Annotated in this window: 20 protein-coding genes; 7 read left to right on the top strand and 13 right to left on the bottom strand. The window is 66.2% G+C overall.

The features are described 5' to 3' along the window. Window positions 1-87 precede the first annotated feature (87 nt). The 4 genes from JOF46_RS03285 to JOF46_RS03270 are packed head-to-tail and all read right to left on the bottom strand — an operon-like array spanning window position 88 to window position 5,230. Window positions 88-924: a bifunctional allantoicase/(S)-ureidoglycine aminohydrolase gene (locus JOF46_RS03285; protein WP_209906009.1), complete on the bottom strand. Its 837-nt coding sequence runs from the start codon at window positions 922-924 to the stop codon at window positions 88-90. Beyond that, window positions 917-2,194, bottom strand: a complete 1,278-nt coding sequence (locus JOF46_RS03280; RefSeq protein ID WP_209906008.1) for a DUF6986 family protein — start codon at window positions 2,192-2,194, stop codon at window positions 917-919. The genes JOF46_RS03285 and JOF46_RS03280 overlap by 8 nt, the downstream gene beginning before the upstream one ends. After that, window positions 2,191-3,819: a malate synthase A gene (gene aceB / locus JOF46_RS03275; RefSeq protein ID WP_209906007.1), complete on the bottom strand. Its 1,629-nt coding sequence runs from the start codon at window positions 3,817-3,819 to the stop codon at window positions 2,191-2,193. The genes JOF46_RS03280 and aceB overlap by 4 nt, the downstream gene beginning before the upstream one ends. 22 nt (window positions 3,820-3,841) lie before the next feature. After that, complete coding sequence (locus JOF46_RS03270) at window positions 3,842-5,230, bottom strand: NAD-dependent malic enzyme (RefSeq protein ID WP_209906006.1); 1,389 nt, start codon at window positions 5,228-5,230, stop codon at window positions 3,842-3,844. Between the two features lie 223 nt (window positions 5,231-5,453). Here JOF46_RS03270 and JOF46_RS03265 point away from each other — a divergent pair, with 223 nt between their 5' ends. Further along, entirely contained in the window at window positions 5,454-6,218 is a 765-nt protein-coding gene (locus tag JOF46_RS03265; protein ID WP_209906005.1) for an IclR family transcriptional regulator, read from the top strand. Between the two features lie 105 nt (window positions 6,219-6,323). On the opposite strand, the gene JOF46_RS03260 is transcribed toward JOF46_RS03265, so the two are convergent. From JOF46_RS03260 to uraD, 4 genes are all read right to left on the bottom strand, one after another. After that, window positions 6,324-7,931, bottom strand: coding sequence for a nucleobase:cation symporter-2 family protein (locus tag JOF46_RS03260; protein ID WP_209906004.1), 1,608 nt, complete (start codon window positions 7,929-7,931; stop codon window positions 6,324-6,326). A gap of 75 nt (window positions 7,932-8,006) precedes the next feature. Beyond that, a complete protein-coding gene (pucL, locus tag JOF46_RS03255; RefSeq protein WP_209906003.1) occupies window positions 8,007-8,945 on the bottom strand; it encodes a factor-independent urate hydroxylase in 939 nt (312 codons plus the stop codon). A 5-nt stretch (window positions 8,946-8,950) separates the two neighbouring features. Further along, window positions 8,951-9,307 carry a hydroxyisourate hydrolase gene (uraH, locus tag JOF46_RS03250; RefSeq protein WP_209906002.1) on the bottom strand — a complete coding sequence of 119 codons (357 nt, stop codon included), beginning with the start codon at window positions 9,305-9,307 and terminating at the stop codon, window positions 8,951-8,953. Between the two features lie 55 nt (window positions 9,308-9,362). Continuing rightward, entirely contained in the window at window positions 9,363-9,869 is a 507-nt protein-coding gene (gene uraD / locus JOF46_RS03245; protein WP_209906001.1) for a 2-oxo-4-hydroxy-4-carboxy-5-ureidoimidazoline decarboxylase, read from the bottom strand. 327 nt (window positions 9,870-10,196) lie between these two features. Here uraD and JOF46_RS03240 point away from each other — a divergent pair, with 327 nt between their 5' ends. Next, window positions 10,197-10,388 carry a hypothetical protein gene (locus JOF46_RS03240; protein ID WP_209906000.1) on the top strand — a complete coding sequence of 64 codons (192 nt, stop codon included), beginning with the start codon at window positions 10,197-10,199 and terminating at the stop codon, window positions 10,386-10,388. A gap of 290 nt (window positions 10,389-10,678) precedes the next feature. Further along, a complete protein-coding gene (locus tag JOF46_RS03235) occupies window positions 10,679-11,446 on the top strand; it encodes an SDR family oxidoreductase (protein WP_245347981.1) in 768 nt (255 codons plus the stop codon). 12 nt (window positions 11,447-11,458) lie between these two features. Here the strand turns inward: JOF46_RS03235 and JOF46_RS03230 are convergent, their stop codons facing one another. After that, window positions 11,459-11,905: an SRPBCC family protein gene (locus tag JOF46_RS03230; protein WP_209905998.1), complete on the bottom strand. Its 447-nt coding sequence runs from the start codon at window positions 11,903-11,905 to the stop codon at window positions 11,459-11,461. A gap of 96 nt (window positions 11,906-12,001) precedes the next feature. On the opposite strand from JOF46_RS03230, the gene JOF46_RS03225 reads away from it, so the two are divergent. After that, on the top strand, window positions 12,002-12,337 hold the full coding sequence (locus JOF46_RS03225) for a YnfA family protein (RefSeq protein ID WP_209905997.1): 336 nt from the start codon (window positions 12,002-12,004) through the stop codon (window positions 12,335-12,337). Here JOF46_RS03225 and JOF46_RS03220 read toward each other — a convergent pair. The 3 genes from JOF46_RS03220 to JOF46_RS03210 form a co-directional block, all read right to left on the bottom strand. Next, window positions 12,334-13,059: a DUF998 domain-containing protein gene (locus tag JOF46_RS03220; protein ID WP_209905996.1), complete on the bottom strand. Its 726-nt coding sequence runs from the start codon at window positions 13,057-13,059 to the stop codon at window positions 12,334-12,336. The genes JOF46_RS03225 and JOF46_RS03220 overlap by 4 nt on opposite strands. A gap of 158 nt (window positions 13,060-13,217) precedes the next feature. After that, window positions 13,218-13,649: a YybH family protein gene (locus tag JOF46_RS03215; RefSeq protein WP_209905995.1), complete on the bottom strand. Its 432-nt coding sequence runs from the start codon at window positions 13,647-13,649 to the stop codon at window positions 13,218-13,220. 60 nt (window positions 13,650-13,709) lie between these two features. Beyond that, the gene (locus JOF46_RS03210; RefSeq protein ID WP_425355076.1) at window positions 13,710-15,143 is read right to left on the bottom strand and encodes a cation:dicarboxylate symporter family transporter; all 1,434 of its coding nucleotides are present in this window, start codon (window positions 15,141-15,143) and stop codon (window positions 13,710-13,712) included. Window positions 15,144-15,600: 457 nt separating this feature from the next. Between JOF46_RS03210 and JOF46_RS03205 the strand changes: the two genes are divergently transcribed. The 3 genes from JOF46_RS03205 (at window position 15,601) to JOF46_RS03195 (ending at window position 18,158) form a co-directional block, all read left to right on the top strand. Beyond that, window positions 15,601-16,710 (top strand): WD40/YVTN/BNR-like repeat-containing protein, encoded by a 1,110-nt coding sequence (locus tag JOF46_RS03205; protein ID WP_209905993.1) that lies wholly within the window; start codon window positions 15,601-15,603, stop codon window positions 16,708-16,710. Continuing rightward, window positions 16,707-16,994: a MoaD/ThiS family protein gene (locus JOF46_RS03200; protein ID WP_209905992.1), complete on the top strand. Its 288-nt coding sequence runs from the start codon at window positions 16,707-16,709 to the stop codon at window positions 16,992-16,994. Before JOF46_RS03205 ends, JOF46_RS03200 begins: the two co-directional genes overlap by 4 nt. A gap of 69 nt (window positions 16,995-17,063) precedes the next feature. Beyond that, on the top strand, window positions 17,064-18,158 hold the full coding sequence (locus JOF46_RS03195) for a tellurite resistance/C4-dicarboxylate transporter family protein (protein WP_209905991.1): 1,095 nt from the start codon (window positions 17,064-17,066) through the stop codon (window positions 18,156-18,158). Here the strand turns inward: JOF46_RS03195 and JOF46_RS03190 are convergent, their stop codons facing one another. Beyond that, window positions 18,159-19,169 (bottom strand): LacI family DNA-binding transcriptional regulator, encoded by a 1,011-nt coding sequence (locus JOF46_RS03190; RefSeq protein WP_209905990.1) that lies wholly within the window; start codon window positions 19,167-19,169, stop codon window positions 18,159-18,161. Between the last annotated feature and the right edge of the window lie 92 nt (window positions 19,170-19,261).

Below are 19,261 nucleotides of genomic sequence, written 5' to 3'. Positions count from 1 at the left end.
CACCGCCCGAATCCGGAGAGCAAAAAGCCGGGCGCGCGAATCCTCCGAAGATTGGATTCGCCGCACCCGGCTTTGGCCTTTGCGGGACTACAGCGCGATCTGGCGGTTCTGGTCCTTGTACAGCAGGTAGCGGAAGTTCGACGGTCCGCCGGCGTAGCAAGCCTGTGGGCAGAAGGCGCGCAGCGACATGTAGTCGCCCGCCTCCACCTCGACCCAGTCGGCGTTCAGGCGGTAGACGGCCTTGCCCTCGAGCACGTACAGGCCGTGCTCCATGACGTGGGTCTCGGCGAACGGGATCGAGGCACCGGGCTCGAAGGTCACGATGTTCACGCCGAAGTCGAAGGCGACATCCTCCGGGTCAAGCATGCGCGTGGTGCGCCACTTGCCATCGGTGTCGGGCATCGCGTTCTGTGCCATGTCCCGCTCGTTGCCGAAGACCGGGCCCGGGGCGGCGACGCCGGCCAGCGGCTCGTAGCGCTTGCGGATCCAGTGGAAGGTGGCAATCTCGACGCCGTTGTTGTGCGCGGACCAGGTGGCACCTGCCGGGGCGAAGGCGAAGCCCCCCTCTTCCAGGGTCTGGGTCTGCCCGTTGATGGTCACGGTCAGCGAACCGGAGACCACGAAGATGAAGGACTGGACCTCGGCCTGCGGCTCCGGGTTCTCCGAGCCTCCGCCGGGGTTGACCTCGACGATGGACTGGGCGAAGGTCGTGGCGCCGCCGGCGACCGGGCGGTTCAGGACCCAGGCGCGGGTTCCGGTCCACTCCGGGAAGACCGAGGTGACGATGTCGCGCAGCACGCCGCGAGGAATGACAGTGTAGGCCTCGGTGACGATGGCGCGGTCGGTCAGCAGGTCGGTCTGCGGCGGGTGTCCACCGTAGTTCGTGTAATAGCTGGCCTCGGCACGAGTCTGGGTCTTAGGCATTCGAGTCCTCCGTCTGTGTTGCTCGCGCGAGCGCGATGGCTTCAAGGGTGGTCAATGAAATTTCGGCCTGCGAGGTGATTTCCTCGGCAGTGAGTGCGCCACAGATCAGCCCGCGGCGGATGAAGTTGGCCAGCGCCTTGGCGGTTGCCGGTTCATCCATGATGGCCGATTCGATCCGGTGCACATAGTTGCGCAGGCGGAGCGCCGCGGCGGCGAAGCCCTCGCGGTAGAACGCGTAGGTCGCCAGGTAGCGGGTGGCCAGCTGGTTTTCGTGCAGGTCCCAGCCCTGGTAGATCCCGCGTTCCAGGTGGCGGCGCACCAGTCGGGCATGCAGCGCCCAGGCGGCCTCGACCTGTTCGGCATCGCCGAGGGGCAGGATGTTGGTCGAGCCGTCGGACATGTGCACGCCGGTGCCGGCGATGGCCACCTGCATGACGTTCTTGGCGTAGTCCGCTGCCGGGTGCTCCATTGACTGGTAGGCCGCGGCGATGCCGAGGGAGGCCGAGTAGTCGTAGGTGCCGTAGTGCAGCGATGAAACGCGTCCCTTGCCGGCGTGGATCAACGCGGCCGAGGGCACGGTGCCGTCTGCGGCGAGGATCAGCTGCGGGGTTTCCATCTGGACCTCGAAGCGCAGGCGGCCGGCGGGCAGCCCGTGGGCGGCCTCCAGCTGCTCGCAGACGAAGACCATGGCCTTCACCTGGGCGATGGTGGTGACCTTCGGAAGGGTCAGCACCAGGCCCGCCGGCAGTTCGCCGGCGCGGGCCAGCGTGGAAACGAACAGGTCCAGGGTGCGCAGTCCGCGGGCCCGGGTGGGCGCCTCGAAGCACTTGAAGCGGATGCCGATGAACGGCGGGGCCGTTCCGTCGGCAACGGCCTGGGTGACCAGCTGCGCGGCCTTGATGACGGCGGCGTCCTCGATGTCGTCCCCGGGATCCCCGTACCCGTCCTCGAAGTCAAGGCGCAGGTCCTCGATGGGTTCGCGCTCCAGCTTCGCGGCGACCAGCTCCGCCAGCTCGCCGGGCTGCGACAGCCCCAGCTTCTCGGCCAGGGTTGCCAGTCCGGACACGCCGCCGGCCTTGGCCAGCGCCGCCGCGCCCCAGGCTGCGGGCAGCTCGGGGGTGAAGCGGTCGGCCGGGACGTAGGCGGTGTGGATCGGCTGGCGCCGTCCGTCGTCGCCCGGGTAGCCCTTTTCCAGCAGTTCGTCGGTGGCGGCCAGGTCGGCCTCGATGCTTGCCAGTGCCGCGGCGTTCAGCACGCCCGCGCCACTCACTTGGAAACCAGTTCGGTGCTCAACAGGCGGTAGGCCGGCAGGGTGAGGAAGTCTTCGAAGTCCTCGTCGCGCCCGGAGACCAGGCGGCCGATCAAGTCGGCTGCAGGTGCGTAGTAGGCGTTGAAGGTCTTCTCGTCGTTGACCTCGTCACGCAGCTTGGCAACCTGCACCTCGAGGGCCTTGGCGACCAGCTCGGCGGTGATGGTGTTGCCGGTGTCCGCGGCGACGACCTTGTTGTGGATCTGCTGCCAGATCTGCGAACGCGAGATCTCGGCGGTTGCCGCATCCTCCATGAGGTTGTGGATGGCCACCGCGCCGGTGCCCGAGAGCCACACGGCGGTGTAGGCCACTGCCACGTAGAGGTTGGTGTTGACCCCGGCCTCGGTGACCGAGCCCGGTGCGGAGGCGACGTCGAGCAGCTGTGCGGCGGTCACGTTGACCTCCGGGCGCTGGCGGTCGAGCTGGTTCGGCTTGTCGCCCAGCACCGAGTCGAAGACCTCGACGCAGACCGGGACCAGGTCCGGGTGTGCCACCCAGGAGCCGTCGAAGCCGTCGTTGGCCTCGCGGGTCTTGTCCGCGCGGACCTTCTCGAAGGCGGCCGCGGTGACCTCGGGTTCGCGGCGGTTCGGGATGACCGCGGCCATGCCGCCCATCGCGAAGGCTCCGCGCTTGTGGCAGGTCTGCACCAGCAGTTCGGTGTAGGCGCGCATCATCGGGGCGGTCATCGCCACGTCGGCGCGGTCCGGCATGATGAAGGCGTCGCCGGCCTCGCGGAAGTACTTGATGATGGAGAAGAGGTAGTCCCAGCGGCCGGCGTTCAGGCCCGAGGCGTAGTCGCGCAGCTCGTAGAGCATCTCGTCCATCTGGAAGGCTGCGGTGATGGTCTCGATGAGCATCGTGGCACGCACGGTGCCGTGTTCGATGCCCAGCTCGGCCTCGGCGAAGGAGAACACGTCGTTCCACAGGCGGGACTCGAGGTGGGATTCCATCTTCGGCAGGTAGTAGAACGGGCCCTGGCCGTTTTCCGAAAGCACCTTGGCGTTGTGGAAGAAGTGCAGGCCGAAGTCGACCAGTGCGCCCACGGCCGGTGCGCCGTTGATGAGCACGTTGGCCTCGGGCAGGTGCCAGCCGCGCGGGCGGACCACGACGGTGGCCAGCGGTGCGTCGGTGCGCAGCGCGTAGGACTTGCCGTTGCCCGCGTCCTCGAAGGACAGGGTGCCGGCGGCCGCGTCGGTGAGGTTCACCAGCGCGTCGATGACGTTGTGCCAGGTCGGGGTCGAGGCATCCTCGAGGTCCGCGAGCCAGACCTTGGCGCCGGAGTTCAGCGCGTTGATGGCCATCTTGGCCGGGGTGGCCGGGCCGGTGATTTCCACGCGGCGGTCGGCCAGCGCTGCAGGAACCGGCGCGACCTTCCAGTCGCCGTTGCGGATTTCGGCGGTGGCCGGATCGAAGTCAAGGGTGCCGGTCTTGGCTACCTCGGCGCGCGCGGCAACGCGCGCTTCGAGGAGCGTCTCGCGGGTGGATGCGAACTTTTCGTGCAGCTTCTCCACGAACGCTAGCGCCTCGGTGGAGAGGATCTCATCGGCCTTTGCAACGGCCGGGGTGTGGGTCAGGGTGATGCTCATGGTGGTGGACCAGACTTTCTTGCTACTTGTTTTTCGCGGCCGCGGTGGTGACGGCCTCGGCAACGTCTGCGGCCACGTGCGGGTCGAAGACGGACGGGATGATGAAGCCGGGGTTAAGTTCATCTTGGCTGACGCGGGCGGAAATGGCATCGGCTGCGGCCAACAACATTTCGTCGGTGATGTCTGCAACGCGTGCATCGAGCAGGCCGCGGAAGAAGCCCGGGAATGCCAGCACGTTGTTGATCTGGTTCGGGAAGTCTGAACGGCCCGTGGCAACCACTGCAGCGTGGCGGCCGGCGGCGATCGGATCGACCTCCGGGTCGGGGTTGGCCATGGCAAAGACGATCGCGTCCTTGTTCATGGCGGCGATGTCGGCTTCGTCCAGCACGTTCGGGGCCGAGACGCCGATGAAGATGTCTGCGCCGACAACGGCTTCCTTCAGGGTGCCGGTGAACTGCTCCGGGTTGGTGTTCTCGGCGAGCCACTGGCGGTGCGGGTCCGCGGAGACATCGGCCGCGCTGATGGCGCCGTTGCGGCCGCAGGCGATGATGTTCTTCGCGCCGCGTGCGGCCAGAAGCTGGATGATGGCATTGCCTGCTGCGCCGACGCCGGAGACGACGATGCGGACCTGCTCGATCTGCTTGCCGACCACGCGCAGCGCGTTGGTCAGCGCGGCCAGGGTCACGATGGCGGTGCCGTGCTGGTCGTCGTGGAAGACCGGGATGTCCAGTTCCTCGCGCAGGCGGGCCTCGATCTCGAAGCAGCGCGGAGCCGCGATGTCCTCGAGGTTCACGCCGCCGTAGACCGGGGCGAGGGCCTTGACGATCATGATGATCTCTTCGGTGTCCTGGGTGTCCAGGCAGACCGGCCAGGCGTCGACGTTGGCGAACTGCTTGAACAGTGCTGCCTTGCCTTCCATGACCGGAAGGGCTGCGGCCGGGCCGATGTTGCCCAGGCCAAGGACGGCCGAGCCGTCGGTGACCACGGCAATGGTGTTGCGCTTGATGGTGAGGTTGCGGGCATCCTCGGGGTTCTCGGCAATGGCCAAGCACACGCGGGCCACACCCGGGGTGTAGGCGCGGGAGAGGTCGTCGCGGTTGCGCAGGGCGACCTTCGGGACGACCTCGAGCTTTCCGCCCAGGTGCATCAGGAAGGTGCGGTCGGAAATGTTGCGGACGGTGACACCCTCGAGGTCGTTCAGCGCGTCGCGGACGATCTGTCCGTGCTCGGCGTCGGTGGTGTTGCAGCTGACGTCGACGACCATGGTGTCGTGGCCGGACTCGGCCACGTCCAGGGCCGTGATGGAGCCGCCTGCGCGGCCGACTGCGGCAGCCAATTCGGTGGTCGCCGTGATGGAGACGGGCGTTTCAACACGCAACGTCACTGAGTAGCCTGGGCTTGGTACAGCCATGTTCGTCCTCCTGAAAATGTTTCCGTATAGTGGATACTATTATCTACGCAGTGAAATTACAAGCCTTCTTGTGGACTGCATCACTAGATTTTTCATGAAAATTTCCGGATTGCGGAAAAGCGGGCCCCGACTCCGGTAACGTAATATCTAGCAACCCGCCCGTTTGCGGGATCGCCGGACCGGGAATCCCCCTCCGCGCACCACCAACATCAGGAGCATCTCCATGGCCGCACCAAAGACGACACCGGGCGTCCAGTCCGTCGAGCGCGCCTTCGAGCTGCTCGAACTCATTGGCCGGGCCGGCGGAGAAGCCGCATTGAGCGAACTTGCCGTGGACACCCCGCTCCCTTTGCCCACCATCCACCGGTTGCTGCGCACCCTGGTCGGCATAGGCTACGTGCGCCAGCTCAACAACCGGCGCTACGCCCTGGGCCCGCGGTTGATCCGCCTCGGCGAGGTCGCCAACCGCCAGCTCGGAGCACTGTCCACCCCGATCCTGCAGACCCTGGTGAACGACCTGGGCGAATCGGCCAGCATCGCGGTGCTCGACGGCGACATGGTCACCTACATTTCCCAGGCCCAGTCCCCGCACGCGATGCGCATGATCACCGAGGTCGGACGCCGATCCTCGCTGCACGGCACCGGCGTGGGCAAGGCCATCCTCTCGGTCATGGAGAACGACCGCGTCCAGCGCCTGGTCAACCAGGCCGGGATGCCGGCCCACACCCCCAAGACCATCAGCACCATGCACCAGCTTTTCGACGAACTCAACGAGGTCCGTGCCCGCGGGTACGCCATCGACGAGGAAGAGCAGGAACTGGGCGTCCGCTGCCTGGCCATGTCGGTGCCCGGGGCACCCACCCCGATGGCCATCTCCATCTCCGGGCCTGTCACCCGCGTCACCGACGAATTCGCTTCCCGGGCGATACCTCACCTGCGCGCCGCCACGGCCCAGCTGTCCGCGGCCCTGGCCGTCACCACGGGCTAAGGCCGGCACAAGCACCGCAAGGCGGTCCGGCCGGAAGCGGGGAACCTGGTTCCCTGCTTCCGGCCGGACCGCCTTGGTGCTTAACGCGATGGCCGTTCCCTTGCCTCAGTGGTGCGGCGGCGAAGCCGGTCCCGACCGAACGAACTCGGACTCGTCCGGACACGGCACCCCTGCCTCCTCGCATTTCCTGCGGTAGTCCTCGACGATGCCCTTGAATTCGTTGTCGTCCACAACGGGGATTTCCTCGCCGGCGGCATCAATGAGCCTCCCGGACTTGAAGCGGTCCCCCTCGAGCAGCCCGCGGACCTCCTCGGCCTTGACGATGCGCGGGATCTGCTCGGCAATGAGCATGCGCGGCGGTGCCGCGACAAAGGCCGAGGCGCCCTTCTTCGGGTTGCCGAACGTCAGCTCGTTGAACAACAGGTTCAGCGCCACGGCCATGACCGCCGCCGAGCTGATGCCCGAGTGGAAGATGGTGGCGAACCAGGTCGGGAACTGGTCGTAGAAATCGGTCTTCACGATCGGCAGCGCGCCGAAGGCGATGGAGGTGGCCACGATGATCATGTTCAGGTTGTTCTCGTACTTCACGCTGGCCAGGGTCCGGATGCCCGAGGCTGCAACGGTGCCGAAGAGCACGATGCCCGCCCCGCCCAGCACCGGGGTGGGGATCGCTGCGACCACGCGGCCGAGGACCGGCAGCAGGCCCAGCACCACCAGGATGCCGCCGCCGGCGGTGACCACGAAGCGGGACTTGACCCCGGTGATGGCAACCAGTCCGACGTTTTGCGCGAACGCGCTCTGGGTGAACGTGTTGAAGACCGGCGCCAGGATGCTTGAGGCCATGTCGGCGCGCAACCCGTCGGCGATGCGCTTGGAGTCGACGCGCGTCTTGGCGATCTCGCCCACCGCGAGGATGTCGGCGGTGGTTTCGGTGAGGATCACGATGACAACGATGGTCATCGAGACGATCGCGCCGACCTCGAAGACCGGCCAGCCGAAGGCGAAGGGCTGCGGGAAGGCGAAGATCGACCCGTGGGGCACCGCGGAGAAGTCGGCCATGCCCAGGCACACGGCGATGACGGTGCCGATGACCATGGCCAGCAGGATCGACAGGCGCGAGATCGCGGCCTTGCCGACCTTGGAGAGCAGCAGGACGATGAGCATCGTCATTCCGGCAAGCCCGATGTTGGCCAGCGAGCCGTAGTCATCGGCCTTGGCGTTGCCTCCCATGGCCCAGTTTGCCGCCACGGGAGTCAGCGAAAGCCCGATCATGGTGATCACCACGCCGGTGACTACCGGCGGGAAGAACCGCACGATCTTGGCGAAGAAGGGCGCGACCAGGAAACCGATCAGGGAGGCGGCAAGCACGGCGCCGAATACCGATTGCAGGCCGCCGTCGCCGTTGACGATGGCCACCATGGTGGAGACCGAGGCGAAGGAGGTCCCCTGGACCAGCGGAAGCTGGGCCCCGAAGAACGGGATGCCGACGGTTTGCAGGATCGTGGCCAGCCCGCCGACAAAGAGGCAGCTGGCGACAAGCACGCCGATCTGCTCGGGGGTGAGCCCGGCGGCACCTCCGATGATCAACGGCGGGGCGATGATTCCGCCGTACATGGTCAGTACGTGTTGGAGTCCGTAGGCGATGGTTTTGCCCAGGGGCAACCGCTCGTCCTCGGGACGGAGTGTAGTACTTTTGACTTGCGCAGCCTTCATCTCTGAACTCCTTGATGGTTGCGATGAATCGGGGGTGCCCGCGTGGCAGCGCCGGGACCCCCGAAACCTCATCGACTAGCAGAATCCGGGCGTGTTTTCCCAGATGGTGTGGTTGGCGGGAACGCCCTCGCGGGTGATCGTCGCCTCGATCAGGCCGTACGGGCGATCCGCCGCGAAGAAGACCTCGTTGGGGTTGTCCTGGCCGAACGGCGAGAGGTCAACCAGGAAGTGGTGCTTGTTGGGCAGCGAGAACCTGATTTCCTCGATTTCCGGATGCGCCTCGAGGACGGCCTTGCCCATCTCGAACATCGTCTGCTGCAGCGCGTAGGAGTGCGTGGCGGCAAACCCCGCAAGCAGCAGCTCGCGCACCGAGGCGTAGACCGCGTTGAAGTCGATGCCGCCGGAGGCGGCGGTCTTGCTGTTGTATCGCCAGCGCGCGGTCACGTCGGTGGCCAGGATCCGGTCATCGGTTTCCTGAAGCGTCGTGTACTTGTCGCGCGGGAAGCCGCGGAACTCGCTGGCCGTGGACTTCAGCACCGTGAGGTCCCGGATGCCGGCCAGCACCGAGGTCTCGCCGTCGCGGATTTCCAGCACCGCGGTGCGGATCTCGGACTTGTTGCGCGAGAAGGCGTGGTCGTGGTCCTGGATGCGGTCCCAGAAGTACTGCTCGGCCGCCCAGCGGCCGCCGGTGACCCAGTCGAATTCGCTGGTGAAGTGCTTGCCCAGGCGGGCCAGGAATTCCTCGGGCGAGCCCACGCCGTCGCGGGCGAAGGCGTAGACGGTGTTCTTCTGGGTGTCGGTGGCCACGACGTGGCCGTTGTCCCCGTCGATGTGGGCCGCAAGGAAGTCTCCATGCAGCTGCGAGGTGACGTTCAGGTCCTCGATCTCATGGCGTTTGGTGTCGCGGGTGATCTTGACCAGGCGGACCTCGGCCTTGCCGTATTGGTTCGAGCCCAAGACGATCTTGTTGCCGGTCTCGGCTCCGGTCGCTGATTCGGATGCAAATGTAGTCATGGTGCTTAGCTCCCTCGGTACGTGGAAAATGCAAACGGGCTGAGAAGAAGAGGTACGTGGTAGTGATCGGCCGTGTCCGTGATACTGAAGCCGATCACCACCTCGGGAAAGAAGGTTTCCGTGCCCGTCTTTCCAAAGTAGGCACCCGTATCGAAGGTGATGCGGTAGTGCCCTGCTTCTACCTGTGTCGGGCCGAGGTTCGCGATCCGCCCGTCGCGGTCGGTCACCCCGGTTCCGATTTCTTGCCAGCCGGATGCCGCCTTGGCTTCCAGCGTGGCCTTGACACCGGAGGAAGGCCTCCCGGTCCCGGTGTCGAGTACATGGGTGGTGATGTGACTGCGTTCAGTCTGGGTGGCGCTCATCAAGAGACTCCTTTGGGGTTCGATGAGTGGAAGTGAAAAGGTCCGGGGGCGCGTTCTATTGCGCGGGCACGGCGTCGAAGGCCGAGGTGAGGCGCAACAGCGCGATGGCGCGCAGCTGTTCGCCGACTTCCGCCATCTCGGTGGCGGGGTCGTTGGCGAGGCGCCGGTGCAGTTCGGCAAGGATTTCTTCGCTGGTTCGTCCCGCTGCCCGGATGAGGAAGACGCGGGAGAACCGCTCTTCGTAGGCGCGGTTTCCAACCAGGAGGTCTGCTGCTATCCGCTCGTCGATGTCCAGGCCGGATTGTTCGAGGTGGCTGAGCGTGGCTTCCGCCGAGGAGCCGGCGGCGCGTTCCCCGATGCGGGGGTGGTGGGCCAGGGCTGCGTCGATTTCCGCTTCGGTGAAGGGGGATGCAGCGGTTGCTGCGGTTTCCAGCAGTTCGTTGGCCGAAGCGAACGGGCGGGCAGCAACAATGGCTTCAACCCAGCGATCGATGTCGGCACATGGTTGAAGGACTGCGGCAGCGGCATTCGAGTCGAGTGCATTGAAACTGGAAATGTTCATGGGGTGGTCAGCTCTTTCATCCTGCTTGAGTTGCTTGCACCATCCAGGGCTGAACACCCTTACAACCGATTTTGGAAACCGGATTCGACTCGATGTTTCTGGATGGTGGAACTTCGTGCTCACACCATGTAACCCGCATCACAGCCGTTCCGTCAAGGGGGGCCTGCCGAAAATCTTTCGGTTCACCCCGCGGTCTCGGCGCCAATCCGGATGTGAAATAAATTACGTCGACCCCTTGCCATTCCACCGAATCACCTACATACTTAATTTCACCAAGCAATATTAAGATTCCATATCTTGGAATCTCGCCGCTTAGAGGAGGAACGCATGAAAATCACCCAGCCCATCGTTGAAGCAATCAGCGAGAAAATCCCGCACGTCGTTCCGGAGCTCTCGACGGCGCTAAGTACAGGAATGTTCCACCCCATCGGTGGACTCGACCCCGACATGAGCCGCGGTCCGCGAGGCTCCAAGGCGCGCATCGGTTTCTGGTCGCGCTTCCGCACCGCACGCAGCTAGCCGCCGGCCCCGGCCGAGGCAGTCCGAGCGGTCGCTCCGGTCCCCGCGAGCGCCGACGCGCGACCTCCAGGCAGCATGAACACCACGGTGGGATTCCAGGCACAGCCACGGAATCCCACCGTTGGCATGTCCCCGAAATACCCCGAAGAGCCGACACCGTTGCGCATGGTTTCCACCATCCAGCCACCTCGGCTGCGGCTTCGGTAGTCTGGGAACCAAAGTCCTCCCACGGGCAGATCCCTGCCCGCAACCACCCAAAACGACAGCTTTATTTCCAAAGGATGATCCCGTTGACCGCACCCAAGGAACTTGCCACACCCGCCGCTCGAACCATCTTGGTCACCGGGGCCGGTTCCGGAATCGGCAAGGCCGTCACCGGGCGGATGCTCAAAGCGGGATGGAATGTCGTCCTGGCCGGTCGCCGCAACCTCCAGCTGGAGCAAAGTGCCGCCGGGCATCCCAATGCCCTCGCGGTGTCCTCCGACATCACCGACCCGGCCGCCGTCGAGAAGCTTTTCAACGCGGGAATCGAACGCTTTGGCAAGATCGATGTGCTTTTCAACAATGCCGGGATCTTTGGGCCGTCCGCAACCATCGGCGAGCTCACCGCGCAGCAGTGGCAAGAGGTCTGCGCCGTCAACCTCAGCGGCGCCATGTACTGCGCCGGAGCTGCGTTCAGGCACATGCAGGAGACCGGCGGCGGACGCGTCATCAACAACGGTTCAATCAGCGCCCAGGTGCCTCGCCCGGCATCCGTCGCCTATGCGGTGACCAAGCACGCAATCACGGGTCTGACCAAGTCCATTGAGTTGGATGGCCGCCCCTACGGCATCACCTGCTCGCAGATCGACATCGGCAACGCCGCCTCGGACATGATGAGAGATGTCGGCGCAACCTCGGGCGCTCTGCAGGCCGACGGCAGCCGCAAGGTGGAGCCCACTTTCGACATGGACCAGGCCTCGGCAGCCATTGAGTTCATGGCCTCCGCCCCCGCCGAGGTGTCCGTCAACCAGGTCACGATCACCGCGGCCGGAATGCCGTTTGTCGGTCGCGGCTAGGAGCCGCGCCCGCTAAAGGTGCAGGGCGAACAGGCGGTCAAGCTTGGTGAACGAGGATTGCCAACCGGCACGTGCCGGTTCCAGGACTTCGGCCGGGAGCGGGCCCTGGGTGATCCGCAGCGCAGTCCCCGTGGGGCAGTCGGCGAACTCGACGCGCATTTCAATGACCAGGTTCAGGGTCATCTCGTGCGGCCCGTCCTCCCCGACCAGCAGCTCGTGCTCACGGACCTCGGTGAACGTCGCGTGCACCGGCGAGGTCTTGGTCGGGTCCTCCAGCAGGTGCATCACGAACCTCTGGACGCCACCCACGCGCGGCTCGATGGTCACGGTATCCACATGCACGCCCCAGCCCTCGGGGCCAAACCATTCGGCAAGGATTTCCGGCTCGGTAAATGCCGCCCACACCGCACTGCGGGGTGCGGAAAATTCACGTTCAATAACCAGTTCGCCCATATCCATGCGCACGAGGTTACCTCGATTCGGGCCGTGAGCCGAATAACGGGCCCCTTCTGTGGGGGCAAACACCCCTTGGAAGAAGATGAAAGGATTGCGGGCATGACCGTGTTGAAATCAATTGTGCTCTTCGGCGTTGCCGCGCTGCTGGAAATCGGCGGCGCCTGGCTGGTGTGGCAGGGAATCCGCGAGCACCGCGGCTGGCTCTGGATCGGCGGCGGGGCCATTGCCCTGGGGCTGTATGGAATCGTCGCCACGTTCCAGCCCGATGCAAACTTCGGCCGCATCCTGGCGGCCTACGGCGGGGTCTTCATTGCCGGGTCCCTGCTCTGGGCGGTGCTCCTGGATGGTTTCCGACCGGACCGTTGGGATATCGCCGGGGCCGCCATCGCCCTGGCCGGGGTCGGATTGATCATGTACGGCCCGCGCGGGGCCTAGGAACCGAAGATCCCCCGGCCGGGATCGACCGTCCCCGCAGACAGGGGATCCCCTCCGGGAAGAACCGTGGGTGCCGGCCAGGTCCTCAGGGGCAACCGCCTGATGGCCCCGCACACCACCAGTACCCAGCCGAGCAGTCCGGCGAGACAGACCCGCTCGGCGAGCCCCAGCAGATCCGGCCCAACGGCGGCGGCCAGTCCCAGCGATGCGAGCCCGCCGGCAGTAACCGCCGCAAGAATCAACGCCGCAGGGTAGGCCTTTTCCAGCTCCTGGGCGGAGCGCATCCAGCGGGTCAGCACGAGAATGCCGGCCAGCGCGGCCAGGAATCCGCCGCCGGCCACGTAGAGATGCACGGTGCCCGCCGTCGTCACCGCATGCAGGCCGGACCCGGCATCAACGTCGGTCGGGAAAAAGGCCAGCGCCGCCGAGCACAGGCCCCCGGCGGCCATCAGGAGCGCCCCGGTCCGTCGAAGCCCGGAGGCTGGATCGATCCGATTGATGGCAACGATGGCACACAGGGTGGTGACGGCCCGGCCGAGGAAATTCAGGTTCATGATCCACCCGAACGGACCCACCGCCAGGTTGCTTTCGGCGTCACTGACCACGCTGTAGTGCGGGGGCAGGAACTGGAGCACCACGTCGACCAGGACGTAGACGGCGACACCGGCCATGGCTGCGGTGGCAAACCGCCGTCGGGCATTGTCCGGGTTCTGCGGCATCATTGATCCAGCTTTCCATACCGGTGCCCCATCCGCCGCACCGCACCCACGCCGCAGGGGAAACAACGCAAGACCCCGAAAACAAGGGCCCCTGAAAAGGCTCCCCGAGGGGCCAGGCAGTCCTTTTCCCTGGCAACAGGTCGCCACGTGCGACAGGGGTCCTATGACCCGAAGATCCCCCGGCCGGTTTCCATGTCGACCGGCAGGGACGAATGCTCGTGGACGATCAGCCACTTCGAATCGCGCAGCTCCAGTCCCATGGTCATCCTGTTGGTCAACGAGCGCAGCTTCCTGCCGTCCGCAGAGAAAGCCGAAAACGAAGCCGCTGCAGAAAGCATCGCCACGTTCTCCCCTGCAAGCACCCGGACACCGGCGAAATCCACCCGGACCGTTTCGTTGCCCAGGGATCCGAACCAGTCGGCCGCCATCGCCTGCCAGGCCTCGGCACCCACGTATTCAAATTTTCCCCACGCATCGTAGACATGGACATCTTGGGCATAAAGGTCCGTGAAGTCCATGAGGTTCTTGCCATTCACCGCGGCGGAGTAGGCGCCAAGAACCAGGCCCGGGCCGTCGTTAAGAAAGCTATCCATGCAGCGGACACTAATACCTCGGTCCACTGCATGGATAGCTTTTGCTGCAAAGAGCCGGCGTTACTCCGTGCGTTCCGGCACCCCGTTGGCCGCCAGAAGGCGTTCTGCGTGGGACATCTGGATGCTTGGAGCCGAGCCCCGGGTCGGTCCGCCGGCGAACTTCGGCGACGGCTCCCCGCCCTCGGCCAGGCGCAGCTCTTCTTCGACGTGGAATTCGTCTTCTTCGCCAAGCATGATGGCACTGTCCTCGTTGGTGATTTCCCCGGCGAAGGCACGGACCATGGCCTCGCGGTCGAACTGGCCTTCCCACTTGGCGACAACGAAGGTTGCCACGCAGTTGCCCAGCAGGTTCACTGCCACGCGCATGGAGTCCATGATGCGGTCGGCGCCGAGCAGCAGGGCGACACCCGCAACCGGGAAGATCCCCAGTGCGGCGGCCGTGGCCGAGAGGGCAAGGAAGGACGAGCCGGGAACCCCGGCCATGCCCTTGGAGGTCAGCAGCAGGACACCGAGCGCGCCGAGCTGCTGGCCGAAGGTCAGGTCGTGTCCGAAGGCCTGGGCCAGGAAGAGCAGCGAGATGGAGAGGTAGATTGCCGCGCCGTCGAGGTTGAAGGAGTAGCCGGTGGGGACAACCAGGCCGGTGGTTGCACGCGAGCAACCGGCGTTGGTCAGCTTCGTCATGATGCGCGGCATGACCGCCTCGGTCGAGGCCGTGCCCAGGGCCAAGAGGAATTCCTCGCGGGTGTAGCGGATGAACTGCCACAGCGGAACCCGTGCCACGGTCCAGGCAATGATGAACAGAATGCCGATGAACAGCAGGGCGGCGACGTAGCAGGCGACGATGAGCTTGGCGTAGGTGCCCAGGGTTTCGATGCCGTACTGGCCGATGATGAAGCCCATGGCCCCCAGTGCGCCCAGCGGGGCGACCCGCATGATCCAGCTCATGATCTTGAAGATGAGTTCGAGGATGATCTCGAACAGGCTCAGCACCGGTGCGCAGCGTTCCTGGCCGACGACCACGATGGCGGCGCCGAAGAACACGGAGAAGAAAAGGACCTGGAGCAGGATGTTGTCGGCGAAGGCGCCGATGACGCTGACCGGGATGATACCCAGGATGAAGCTGGCAGCGTCCTTGGCCTCGCCGGTCTTTTCCGCCAGGGCCCCGCCGTCCAGGGTGGCGGGGTCGATGTTGAGCCCGACACCCGGCTGGACGATATTGCCGATGATCAGCCCGAAGACCAGGGCGAAGAGCGTTGCGCCGGTGAAGTAGATCAGCGCCTTGACCCCGACGCGGCCCACGGCCTTGACGTCGCCGACAGCGGCGATGCCGGTGACGATCACCAGGAAGATCAGCGGGGCAATGATCATCTTGATCAGCATGATGAAGCCGTCGCCAAGCGGCCGCAGGGCCGAACCCAACGTGGGCCAGAAGTGCCCGATGAGCACCCCCGCTACAACGGCAAGTGCAAGCTGGAAAAAGAGCGACTTGTAGATCGGCGCCCTTTTGGGCCGAACATCCGATCGTGCCCCTGTGGCACCTGACGTTGTTTTCACGGTTTCATCCATTCCTCAAGAATCCCCACGGCGGGAAGCTCCCAAGCAACGTAACCCGGATCACATTCTTTCACAAGGGAGTATTTAGTTTTCACACAGCGGAATATTGGTGGAATTTACATCCGTCAAAATCCAGGGCGCAAGCGGCATGGCCGATTTTCCGCACCCACCACAGCGATCCCACGCCCGCCGAGACCCTTCTTCCCGGTGCGGATCGATGATCCCTCGGTCCTCCGATGCCCTCCCATGATGCTCGGGCCCCTGAAAACGACCCCAATGTGTCACTTCCGTGACGGGCGGAACCGCATCACCGTGTAACAAACAACGAGGCATCTTGTGCAAAAGCAGTGGGCTCCAGGCCTTGAATCAAGCCCGCTGCGGTGTTGCACTGTTTGCCATGGACAACGACCAACGAACCATCATGGCCATCGGCACCAAGAAGGGCCTTTGGCTCGCCGAAAGCACCGACCGCGAAGCCTGGACGCTGAACGGACCCCACTTCCTGAACCTCGAGGTCCCCTCCGTCGCCATCGACACCCGGGAAGGCCGGACCCGCATCCTGGCCGGGGTCAACGACTGGCACTGGGGACCGACCGTCGTCTACAGCGACGACGCGGGCGCCACCTGGTCCGAACCCGAGCAGGGCGCCATCAAGTTCCCCGCCGACACCGACACCGCGCTGGCCCGGATCTGGCACCTGCGCCCGGACACCGCCGAACGCCCCGGGGTGGTGTGGGCCGGCTGCGAACCGATCTCCGTCTTCAGGTCCACCGACTCCGGGGAAAGCTTTGAGCTCAACCGCGGGCTGTGGGGCCACCCGCACCGCAGCCAGTGGGGCGCCGGCTTCGGCGGCGCCGCGGTGCACAGCATCGTCCCCAACGCGGCGGACGAGAACACCATCCACGCGGCCATGAGCACCGGCGGGGTGTACCGCACCACCGACGGCGGGACCTCCTGGGAGCCGCGGAACAAGGGCATCCGGGTGGGATTCGACCCCGATCCGTATCCGGAATTCGGCCAATGCGTCCACCACATCACCGCGGACGCGCAGGACCCGAACCGGCTCTACGCCCAGAACCACGGCGGGGTGTACCGCACCGATGACTCGGGCGACGAATGGATCAGCATTGCCGAGGGGCTGCCCGCCGACTTCGGCTTCGTCTTCCTGTCCCACCCGCGCACCGGCGGCACCGTGTGGACCATCCCGCTGCAGGGCGAGGGCGAGCGCATCCCGGTGGGCGGGCGCCTGTCGGTCTACCGTTCCACCGATGCCGGGAACAGCTGGAGCGAGCAGCACGACGGGCTGCCCGACGCCGACTACAACGTCGTGCTGCGCGACGCGGCCGCGGTGGACGAGCATCCCGGCTCCGTGGGCGTCTACTTCGGCACCCGGGGCGGGGAGGTCTTCGCCAGCAACGACGAGGGCGCGCACTTTGCCACCGTCGCGACGCGCCTGCCCGACGTGCTCAGCGTCCGCGCCGCGCAATTCGCCGGGGCCGCGCAATGACGATGGTGACGGTCGAGGTGCCCTCGGTGCTGGCCAACGCACTGGAGGGCCAGCGAAGCCTGCAGGTCCCGCTCCCCGAGGACGGGACCGTGGGTTCGATCCTGGATGCGCTCGGCGAGCGCTACCCGCTCTTTGCCCGCCGGGTGCGTGACGAGCGCGGCCAGGTGCGCCGCTACGTGAACATCTTCGTCGGCCCGGACAACATCCGCAGGCTCCAGGGCCTGGATTCGACCGTATCTCCGGGGCAGGATGTGTTGATCATGCAGTCGGTCGCCGGCGGGTAGCCGCCTGAGGGGCGCGCGTCCGGGATAATCTGGCAGGGTGTCTTGTCCGAAGGAGCCCACGTGCCGCCCATGAACCCACCCACTCCCGCCGCCGCACCGGACGGGCACCTGCGGCGCGCGCACCGGCGGCTGGATGCGGTCGTCAAGGACTTCCCGCCGGCCGCATTCTCCTTCGTCATGGCCACCGGCATCCTGTCCACCGCACTGGCCCTGGTGGGCCGCGAAACCTCCGCCTCGGTGCTGCTGTGGATTGCCGTGGCCGCCGGGGCGCTGCTCTCCGCGGCGCTGGCGTGGCGCGCGATCGCCCACCCCGGCCCCCTGTTCAAGGACCTCGACGACCCGGCCAAGACCTTCGGGTTCTTCACCATCGTGGCCGGGGCCAACGTGCTGGGCCTGGGCTTCGACATGGTCGGGACCCCCTCCGCGGCGGTGGCCCTGGCCATCGTGGCCGGGGTGTTCTGGGTGGGATTGAACTACGGGATCCCGTCCTCGATGCTGCTGCGCGACCGCTCCACCCCGATCCTGCAGGACGCCAACGGCAGCTGGTTCCTCTGGGTGGTAGCCACCCAGTCCATGGCCAACGCCCTGGCGGTCATCGCCCGCAACACCCACAACGAGTTGGCCGGGGCCGCGGCCGTCGCCGCCTGGGGCGTCGGGTTGGTGCTGTACCTGCTGGTGGGCACCCTGGTGACCCTGCGGCTGCTGACCCTGCCCAACCGCCCGGAGAACCTGAGTCCGACCTACTGGATCTTCATGGGGGCCACCGCGATCACGGTGCTGGCCGGGGCGAAGGTGCTGGCCATGCCCGCCGACCTGCCGGTGATGGTGCGCACCGCGGTGTTCGTCGCCGGCGCCAGCTACATGCTGTGGGCGCTGGGCATGTGGTGGATCCCGCTGCTGGTGGTCTTCGGGATCTGGCGGCACGGGATGCGCCGCTACCCGGTGCGCTACGAGACCGGGCTGTGGGCCATCGTCTTCCCGCTGGGCATGATGTCTGCCGCGTCCATTGCCTTTGGCCGCGGCGAATCCGTCGCGGTGATGGTCGGCGTCGGCGAGGTCGGGGTGTGGGTCGCGGCGGCGGCCTGGGCCGGCACCACGGTGTTGATGCTCGCGTCCCTGGTGCGCTGGCTGCGCGCCGGGAAGCATCCGGCCCCCGCGGCGTAGCTACGCCGGACGGGTCGAGGCGCGCACCACCAGCGTCGGCTCGGTGACCACCTGGCGGTGTTCGTACCCGTCGCCGGAGGCGGCCTCCTCGAGCAGCAGCTCCATGGCCCGGCGCCCCAGGTCCGCCGCGTCCTGCCGGATCGAGCTCATCGGGACCATGGCCGATTCGGCAAAGGCGATGTCGTCGTAGCCGATCAGCGCGATGTCCTCGGGGATCCGCAGGCCCGAGCCCATCAACAACCCCTGCATCAGCCCCAGGCCGAGCATGTCGTTGGCGGCAAAGATCGCATCGGGCCGCTCGGATTCCGGCGCCCGGGCCAGCTCCCGGCCCACCTCGCGCCCGGAAAGCAGCGTCATCGAGGGCACCTCGATCACGCGCGGTCCAGGCAACCCGGCCTCGGCCAGCGCCATCCGGGCCCCCTCGAGCCGGTCGGCGACCTGGCGGATGTGCATGGGTCCGCCCACGAACGCGATGTCCTTCCGGCCCAGGGACGCCAGGTGCCCGGCCGCCAGGTGCCCGCCGACCACGTCGTCGACCGACACCGAGGAGAAGGCGGCGTTGCGGGTGTGCCGGTCCACGAGCACCGCGGCGATCCCGCGGCCGCGCAGTCGCTCGAGCCGGGCGGTGATGTCCCCCACCGGCGAGAGCATCACCCCGCGCACGCGCTGTTCCTCGAAGAGGTCAAGGTAGGTCGCTTCGCGCGCCGGGTCCTCGCCGCTGTTGCCCACCAGCACGCTGATGCCCAGGGAGGCGGCGTGGTCCTCGGCCCCGCGGGCCAGGTCGGTGAAGAACGGGTTGGCCGAATCCAGCACGACCAGCCCGACGCTGCGGCTGAGCCCGGCACGCAACTGGCTGGCCGCGGCGTTGCGCACGAAGCCCAGCTTGGCGATCGCCTCGTTGACCCGCCGCAGTGTTCCCGGGGTGACCCGGTCGGGGCGGTTGAGCACGTTGGAGACGGTGCCGACCGAAACCCCGGCCAATTGGGCGACGTCCTTGACGCTGACAGTCATCGCTGGGCCTTCCCGTTGAACTTCGTTGCGTTGACAGGTGCCACTCTAGTCGCGAAATTGAAACGAATCAAAAACTTTGTCAAATTCTTCAT

Source organism: Paeniglutamicibacter psychrophenolicus (assembly GCF_017876575.1).
GTDB classification, from domain to species: Bacteria; Actinomycetota; Actinomycetes; order Actinomycetales; family Micrococcaceae; genus Paeniglutamicibacter; species Paeniglutamicibacter psychrophenolicus.
This window is presented reverse-complemented; position numbering and strand designations above follow the sequence as displayed.